This window comes from Salinadaptatus halalkaliphilus (genome assembly GCF_006543045.1).
In the GTDB taxonomy this organism is placed as follows: Archaea; Halobacteriota; Halobacteria; order Halobacteriales; family Natrialbaceae; genus Salinadaptatus; species Salinadaptatus halalkaliphilus.
This window is the reverse complement of the sequence record NZ_RBZW01000049.1, coordinates 1-1,120: the sequence shown is the minus strand read 5'-3', so window position 1 is coordinate 1,120 and position 1,120 is coordinate 1. Positions and strand designations below refer to the sequence as shown.

Here is a 1,120-nt window from a genome sequence, read left to right as displayed (position 1 = left end):
TGCCTTGTTTTGCCGCCGAATGACGACAGTCTCAGACGCTCTCACGGTTATCTTCCGTCAGATTAACTGGGAAATGGACGCCGTCTGGCGATATGGCATCGCTCAGACGGCTAGCACGAATGTGTCGAGACCTTGCCAAACAGCACGTTGACGATCCGGACGTACCCGCCGCGCCGGACGGCGCGGACGGGTACGCCAAGTGGACACAGATCGCGTTAATTCTGTTCCGCGTCGAACTGGAGAAGAGCCTCCGTGAAACTGAAGACTACCTCAACGAGATGCCAGGTGTTCTTGCTGTATTCGATCTCGACGAGGCACCGCACTACAGTTCGTTCTGCCGGTGGGAAGACGAGTATCGGATGCGTGAACTCCGCCGCCTGCTCCGCGCTTCGGCGGAGCAGGCGGGCTGGAGTGGTGAAGCTGCGATTGATGCAAGTGGCTTCCAGCGCGATCAAACCAGCTACCACTACCGCGACCGAGCGAACTACTCATTCCAGTCAATGAAGACAACGATCTTGATCGACGTGAACTCACTGGCGATCAAGGACGTTCATTTTACGACGCAGAAGGCCTGGGACGGCCACATCGGGATGCAGGTCTTCCGCCGGAACGCGGAAGACCTGCGTGTGTTGTCTGCTGACGCGAACTACTCGTGGAGCGACCTCCGTGAGGAGTGTCGCTCCGAGTCAACGCGACCGTTGATCAAGCACAGGGAGCAGACACCGTTGCAGAAGGCCCATAACGCACGAATGAACGATGACTACAACCAGCGCTGGATGAGTGAAACCGGCTTCTCGCAGTTGAAGCAAGACGACGGCGAGAAGCTCCGCTCCCGGAGCTGGCACGGCCAGTTCCGGGAGCTAACTCGCAAGTGCATCGTGCATAACCTAACGCAGGCGGCGAGTTAGGGCTCGCCGCCTGCTCCCCTTTTCCGGACATATCCGGGAGAGGCATCGCCGTCGTCACCGGAACAACGGAGCAAGGTACCATAGTTTTGACTCATCAGCAATTGCTGTGACTGACAGCTACTGCATCTTCTGAGGTCGAAAAGCCGTCTCTAACGCCGTGAAATTGTAGATCAGCAACCCCACCCCGATGCCGTCTTGCGTTCAACAAGGCA

At 57.6% G+C, this 1,120-nt stretch carries 1 protein-coding gene; it reads left to right on the top strand.

Annotated features, from left to right (window positions below; genetic code table 11):
* Window positions 1-92 precede the first annotated feature (92 nt).
* Window positions 93-908, top strand: a complete 816-nt coding sequence (locus tag D8Y22_RS15305) for an IS5 family transposase (protein ID WP_141465572.1) — start codon at window positions 93-95, stop codon at window positions 906-908.
* The last annotated feature ends 212 nt before the right edge of the window (window positions 909-1,120 follow it).

What these genes read in the sequence shown, in the direction of transcription:
- D8Y22_RS15305 (WP_141465572.1), top strand. Translation starts at nt 93, where the DNA reads ATGGCATCGCTCAGACGGCTAGCACGAATGTGTCGAGACCTTGCCAAA.